This is a genomic window from Bacteroides sp. An279 (genome assembly GCF_002159615.1).
Lineage (GTDB): Bacteria > Bacteroidota > Bacteroidia > Bacteroidales > Bacteroidaceae > Phocaeicola > Phocaeicola intestinalis.
Window position 1 is genome coordinate 58842 of sequence record NZ_NFJA01000009.1, and the last position, 6919, is coordinate 65760.

Below are 6919 nucleotides of genomic sequence, written 5' to 3' on the forward strand. Positions count from 1 at the left end.
AAAATTATAGTTTGGTTTATTGTTCTGATTATATTTTTCCAAGCAGACTTAGAAGCTGTTTTGAATTTATCGTGCGATGATTTGGGATGAGTTTTTGAGGCATTTCCGCTTCTGTGATGAGGAAGATAGCGGGCTATCTGACAAAGAACAGGAGCGAAAAGGACAAAAAAATCGCCCAAAGCACACACGAAAACGGATACATCAAGCCAAGAAAAACTTTTTGGAGAAATTCAAAACAGCTTCTTAGAACGTGCATGCCACCCCAAGGCTGAAATCGATTCCTCTGCGGTACTTGCTTAACACCACCTCTTCATTCGTTGCATTTCCTTTACGTGTCAGCTGATGAACGGAGTTCAACAAGTTTTGCGCTTTCAGGCTGATGGTAAAGTGCTCGCCAATCTTAGCCGAAGATACAAAGTCAAGGGTCGGAATCCCGTTTTCTACAATGTCCTGGTATCCTTGTGTACCGATGGTGTACAGACGGTCGCTGAAATAATTGAACACCAATGCATTGGTAAATGAATTGCTTCCTTTACGCACCAAGTAAGTCAGGTCGGCATTGACAAGCCAGGGAGCCGCGCCTTCCAACTGGGAACCGGTCGGGTCGGTGGCAAGAGGCACTTTCGCACAAGTGTAAGTATAAGCACCATTCACACCGAAACTCAGCTTCTGCAACCCTCCGTCCTGCATCGGATGAGAGAACAAATCTTTCCGTATCTCAATTTCCGCACCGGCTACCGTAGCATGGTCGGCTATGTTTTCATACGAAAGGAATCCGCCGGCACTGGCAATCTCGATACGTGAAATCGGATTTTTGATGTATTTATAAAATCCGGTCACCGAAATCAGTTCGCCGGACGAAAGATACCAGTCCCATTTCAAATCTACGTTGTAGTTATCCGAAGGCTGCAAATCGGGATTACCCTGGCTATTGAACGTCACGTTTACATAACGGAACGGAGAAATCTCCTTCGCCTGAGGCAAAGTATAAGTCTTGCTTGCCGCCAGACGAAGCGAATGTTTGTCATTGAAATTGTAACGCAGGTTCAGGCTGGGCAGCACATAGTCTTTGTTGATGGACTGGCTTCCCTGCGTTCCGCCACGGTTCACATTATAATCTACATCCATATTCACTTTATCATACTTCACACCCACGTTGGCAATGAACCCTTCGGTAAACTGGTAGGTAGCCTCTGCGTATGCCGAATGGATTTTCTTATCCACGGTGTACTCGTCTACGTTCTTGTCGAGGACAAAGTAGTTATTATCCAGATTCTCTTGCGTATAATAATTATCAAACTGTACATTGTCGATATCAAACACCTCTTGGCGCACTACCGACATATCATACTCGGTAGCTGTAAAATTATCGTCCACAATGCGTCCGGCATAGCCCAACTGGATGTTGGATTCCTGTGAAAAGTTATCGGGAAGTTTATAAGTAAAACCCGCACAGATATTCAGGTCGTCTTCATTCAGTTCCGAGAAATAACGTTGCTGGATACCTGTACCTTTCATCGGCACATAACCCCGGTCGGTCTTTACCAGATTATTGATGCGTCGGTCAGGTTCCAGTCCTTTGATAATGTTATAAGCGGCACCTACATTAAAGTCGAGCTTATCCGCCAACGCCCATTTGGTATCCAGCTGATTGACGAAAAGCAAGTTGTCATTGGTCTGCTGGCGGCGCATGAAGCCTTCGTAGGTGTCCGAAGACTGGTAATCGGCATCCATACCCAAGTAGTCGCCCATCGATTCGCGCGAAGCGTGCAACATGATAAAATTGTAAGTCAATTCATGCTTGTTATTATGCAGATAGTTCAGATTTGCCATCACGACTTGCGAAGTTTCCACATTCGACTTCTTTCCGAGCATATTCTGCGAAAGCTCACCCGTGGTAATCGAATTGCGCACTTCTTCTTCATAATAAGAATAATCGCGGTTATGACTGGCAATCAGGTAGAACGAAAGCGGATTGTCGTGGATATCAAATTTCTTTCCGCCCGAAATGCTATAACTCTGGTTCACCAGCCCGCTTTTCTTCGAAGGGTCCAAACGGTTCTGGAAGTTGTATACAGAAAGATCATCGCCCGGCTGCTTGCTATCAGCAAATCCGAAGGCGTTCACCCCGTCGAGCTTCAGGAAATCAGAAGAAAGACTTTGTGTATTGAATCCGCCCGACACGCTGGCATTGATTTCACCATAACCTACCAGTTCTTTCGAAGAAATATTGATGTTGGCACCTGCCACATCGGCATACGTGTTGCCATAAAAAGCTTTGTTGACATCTACCGACTGGATAATATCGGTAGAAAAGAAGTCGAGCGCAATGTTCTTGTACTCCGGATCTTCCGAAGGAATCGGAAAACGGTTCAGCGTAGTCAAGTTATACCGGTCGCCCAATCCGCGGACAAACACATTCTTCACACCGTCTTGTTTCGAAATGCCCGATATCTTGGTAACTGCCCCTTCGGCATCTCCCACACCCTTGCGGGATAACTCCTGGGCGCCAACCGACTGAATTGCCACCACCGATTTCTTTTGCTCCAATAAAGTAACGTTCTCCGACTCGCGGTTCGCCTTAGCCACAACCACCACATCCGACAACATTTGTGTATCGGGTTCCAACTCGAAATCGAGTGTGGTCACTTTGTTATCCTCTACCTTTACCTGACGTTTGACCGTTGTTTTATAACCAACATATTTAATTTCAATGTCATAGATACCGTCTTCCACCCCTTTCAGCTGGAAGTTTCCGTCTATATCCGTTACAGCTCCGATATTGCTTCCCACAATCCGGATAGTAGCCCCGATAAGAGGTTCTTTCGATTTCTGGTCCTTGATACAACCTTTTACATTCACATTTACCTCAACCGCAAAAACATTGGCTGCAAACATCGATAAGAGAACAGCCGAAGTCATCCATTTTCTAACTCTTTTCATTACCTTATTTTACTAAACTTTTACCGAGTGCAAAGAAAGAGCTTCCCTTTTACAGGTATACGACAATCGGATAACTTTCCGTTTACAAGTCCGTTGCAATAAGATTACAATATTGAAGAAGTTGTATGCCTCTGCATACCGAACAAGGCCGAATGCCGGAAACGGACATGTAAGCGTTTTACTTCTTTACTCTTTTCCTGTCTTCGATAATGGCATCTTTGTTCTCCAACGCCCAACTTATCAGCGCATTGATGTGCGGAAGCAACGAATGGGTACGCGGTGTCAGGGCATACTCCACCCTCGGAGGCACTTCCGGATAGACGGTACGGGTAATATAGCCGTCCTCCTCCAATGTCCGCAAGGTTACGGTCAGCATCTTCTGCGATATGTCCGGGATTTCGCGCTGCAACTCCTTGAAGCGCATGACTTCCTTACCCGCCTTGTTCAGCGTATATATAACCAGAAGCGACCATTTGTCACAGAGCCTTGCCAAGATGTTCCGTATCGGGCAATCCGGAAACATCATATCTTCTATCATTGTCCTATCCATATTATATTGCTTTTCAATTCACTCTACAAAAGTAATCAAATTCCTTTTATGTAGCAAGCTTTTATCGGATGGGTGCAATCAGCCCTTATCCTCCACATTATTTATTATAAAAGACAAGATAATTTCATTGAACCGATAACTGAAAACCTTCATGCACTTAGCTATATTCTATATTCCACCAGCCGGAACATATATTCCACGGGCTGGAATGTACGTTCCATGGGCTGGAATATACATTCCACGCCGTGGAACGTAGAATGAAACTAACTGTATACAAGAAACAAGCTTGTTGAAAACACATAGCGAGTGCCCGCAATCTGCCAAAATGCCCCAATTTACGAAAGGGGAAATCTATGGCGGCATGATGAAAGGATTCGCGCAGGCTTTCGGCGATGCCCTGACCGACATGCCTACAGGCAAGGCTTCGGAAGTGGCATTCGGCACTACGCAGACTTGGGCAGGAGTCCCGTTCGAGTTCCGCCACGGAGCGACATCCGATTTTCCGGGCGCAAGCATCCTGATAGGAGGCAAGGCTTATTATACGCACTGGACTCCGGCAAAGGCACACGTAAGCCATTTGCAGGTTTCTTCTCCGGCTGCCATTGATGCGGAAATAGCAGAAGCGGAAAAGTCACTGGCATCGGGAGCGGAACTGTTCATCGGCGGACACGGAGGTGCGGCAAAGCGCGATGCGGTAGAGTTCAAAATCGACTATCTGAAAAAGATGAAAGAGGTGCTCGGCAATAACCAGACGGCACAAGCCTTTACGGACGACATGAAGAAAGCTTTCCCCGGGCTGCCGGGAGAAGCCGGACTGGAAGAATTGAGTAAGGCACTCTACAAATAATAAATGTAATGCTTGAGGGTGTATCAAAATAGAAATGATATTTTGATACACCCTCAATAATCATTTTCCCGTATGGATATACTCCACGGCACGTTCCAACTGGGTGTCAATGCCTTGAAGCAAATTAACCCCATCGAAAGGCGCTTCAATGGTGGGAGGTATGCCGACACCCTCGTGGTTGACACCGTCAAGGTCCTTCATCATGGTCATGGTGGTATATACCTCCAGGATGTCGTTTATATTGAAATAGCCACCATAAAACTGATCAAATGCGATGTTGTCAGCCGCAATGGTACCTATTCCCCCATGGGTCCGTTCGCCAATGAAGCAACCCTTAGGCAAGCCCAGCACGGCTAGGGTGGTCATCTCGGCCATGCTGATAGAATTCATGTCTGCCATCACTACTATAGGCACATCCAAATCACGGCTCCGCTCCGTTGGTTTCAACACTTCCGGAGTCCACGGCGTGTAATCCAACCGTCCGGGACCATTTTTCTGACGAGTATAAAACAACATTTTCTCCTCATCCACGAACTTACCCAACACTATCGGCAAATCCGACAGATTACCTCCGATATTGTGGCGTACATCGATGATGACCCCCTCGACCGTCGGATAGTTGTCCAACAGGTCGTGATAGTTCGCGACTATCTGATCAACGATATCACCTGTTCCGACATGTTCGGTCAACATGAACGACGACAAACGGAAATAGACGATATCCTCGTCCAAGATGCCACTGGCATAAAGCGCATTGCCTGATTCTGGAGCCAACACCAAGCGTGCGTCAGAAAATCTGCCTGCATCGTGCAAGCCTAACAACATATTTGCATAATCCTCCAGCGTCTGTTCATCAAAAGGATGATAATTAGGGCGCTGCTCTTTCCGTCCCTCTGCCGGACGATAAAGGACTGTATCCGAAGGAAGAGTTAGTGTCAATCCGAAATGCCCGTCAATCAATCCGGAAGACAACTCTTCCAACATTCCGAAGGCTTCCTCATTCGTTGCCTTATCGCTGAAACCTTTGTCCGCTAACGCATCAAATTGGGGCTTGTATTCGTCATACACGGCATCCCAGTCCGTCGGGTCGATGTCCCAAAACACGTAGTTATAGTTCATGCCCGACCAATAGGCATCGAACAACTGCGACCAATTATAAATATTTATATCAGTCCGCGGATTCTGCATATCGGGCATTTCGTCACGACAGGCGGCCAATACACACACGGCCATCAACACTCCGGCCATCAAACGTATCCTTGCTTTCATTTTATTCATCTTTTTATCATAATCGGTTCATTAATCACCCAAGGTAAACAGTACGCCTACTTGGAAAAGGAAAGTGTTCAGGTATCGCGGCACGCGATCCTTCATATAGTCTTTCTGCATATCGCTCAGGCTATGGTGGTAACGGCATTCGGCTACGACTGCCCATACGGGAGTGAAGCGATACTCCAGACCGACTCCCACCAAGGCACCTCCCTCAAAACGGTTGTCACGCCGGGAGTCGAATGCATATTTCTCATCATAGGTATACAAAATAGTATTGTCACTCACGTCAGAAGGATTTTCTACACCTTCAGGCTCAGAAAACATAGCAAATGTCGTCCCCTCGCGCCGGCTGGAGAGCCAGCCGCCTGCATAAAAACCTGCATCGAGGAAACCGCGCAACCGTTTGCCACCAAAGGAGAAACGGGCAAATACGGGCACGGACAAGTAATGATTGGTCATGTCCTCGTGTAACGGCTCAAAAAATCCCGAACGACGCATCCCGTAGTTCTTCTGTACATAGGACACCTCAGCCTGCACAGCCAACCAATCATTGAAAGCATACTGCACGGGTAAACCCGCCGTGAAACCACCCAAAGCCACATAACGCCGGTCATAAAAGTAACCGGACTCCGTGGTCAGCGAATTGTGCGTATAACCAGCTTGAAAACCGACACGCCACTGCGCCGCAACAGGTAACACCCCAACCACGGCAAACAGAAGTAAAAATAAGAATCTGTTCTGTCTCATAGATTTACATAAAATTTATCACAACCATTAAAAGCATTATTGCATGCAGGCTCAAACCACCTTCCCATACGGAAACAAGTTCTCTACCAGTACGCACAAAATAATGCAAACACCGCCCCACACCTATATATAATAATGCATAGGCTAGTCTTTTGCTGACTGCGTAAAGATAAGCTAACTTCTTGAAACAAATCATAAATATGCCGGACAAGAAGGTTCATTTTGTCAGTCATATAGTCTATTTTGTCCTAAACAACTGATTTACACTCACATGCAAAAAGCTTTTCCCGTAAAGGAAAATCCATATCTTCACCTAAAAGCATCTACAGAATGCATACGAACAGAAATATAGGTCTGCCCTACAAGCAATTTAGTAAAGCCACAGACATTCGCTCATTTTTTTCAAAAAAATATTCGCAGATAACTTAGAAGCTGTTTTGAATTTCTCCAGAAAGTTTTTCTTGTCTTGATGTATCCGTTTTCGTGTGTGCTTTGGGCGATTTTTTGGTCCTTTTCGCTCCTGTTCTTCGTCAGATAGCCCGCTATCTTCCTCATCACAG

The 6919-nt window shown here is 46.1% G+C and carries 7 protein-coding genes; 2 read left to right on the forward strand and 5 right to left on the reverse strand.

The window, feature by feature from the left end; genetic code table 11:
- Positions 1-76 precede the first annotated feature (76 nt).
- The gene (locus B5F78_RS17035) at positions 77-247 is read left to right on the forward strand and encodes a hypothetical protein (protein WP_162608470.1); all 171 of its coding nucleotides are present in this window, start codon (positions 77-79) and stop codon (positions 245-247) included.
- Here B5F78_RS17035 and B5F78_RS03190 read toward each other — a convergent pair.
- Together B5F78_RS03190 and B5F78_RS03195 are read right to left on the reverse strand one after the other, a co-directional pair.
- Positions 244-2922 carry a TonB-dependent receptor domain-containing protein gene (locus tag B5F78_RS03190; protein ID WP_443104364.1) on the reverse strand — a complete coding sequence of 893 codons (2679 nt, stop codon included), beginning with the start codon at positions 2920-2922 and terminating at the stop codon, positions 244-246. The two genes, B5F78_RS17035 and B5F78_RS03190, sit on opposite strands and share 4 nt — an antisense overlap.
- Before the next feature lie 199 nt (positions 2923-3121).
- Positions 3122-3493 carry a winged helix-turn-helix transcriptional regulator gene (locus B5F78_RS03195; RefSeq protein ID WP_087213101.1) on the reverse strand — a complete coding sequence of 124 codons (372 nt, stop codon included), beginning with the start codon at positions 3491-3493 and terminating at the stop codon, positions 3122-3124.
- Positions 3494-3779: 286 nt separating this feature from the next.
- Between B5F78_RS03195 and B5F78_RS03200 the strand changes: the two genes are divergently transcribed.
- Positions 3780-4340 (forward strand): hypothetical protein, encoded by a 561-nt coding sequence (locus B5F78_RS03200; protein ID WP_337959685.1) that lies wholly within the window; start codon positions 3780-3782, stop codon positions 4338-4340.
- A 60-nt stretch (positions 4341-4400) separates the two neighbouring features.
- Here B5F78_RS03200 and B5F78_RS03205 read toward each other — a convergent pair whose 3' ends face one another.
- The 3 genes from B5F78_RS03205 to B5F78_RS17040 all read right to left on the reverse strand — a co-directional run.
- Positions 4401-5609 (reverse strand): S41 family peptidase, encoded by a 1209-nt coding sequence (locus B5F78_RS03205; RefSeq protein WP_162608471.1) that lies wholly within the window; start codon positions 5607-5609, stop codon positions 4401-4403.
- A gap of 30 nt (positions 5610-5639) precedes the next feature.
- On the reverse strand, positions 5640-6359 hold the full coding sequence (locus B5F78_RS03210) for a porin family protein (protein WP_225226284.1): 720 nt from the start codon (positions 6357-6359) through the stop codon (positions 5640-5642).
- A 370-nt stretch (positions 6360-6729) separates the two neighbouring features.
- Positions 6730-6919: hypothetical protein (locus B5F78_RS17040; RefSeq protein ID WP_162608472.1), on the reverse strand; the 190-nt coding region annotated here is incomplete at its 5' end.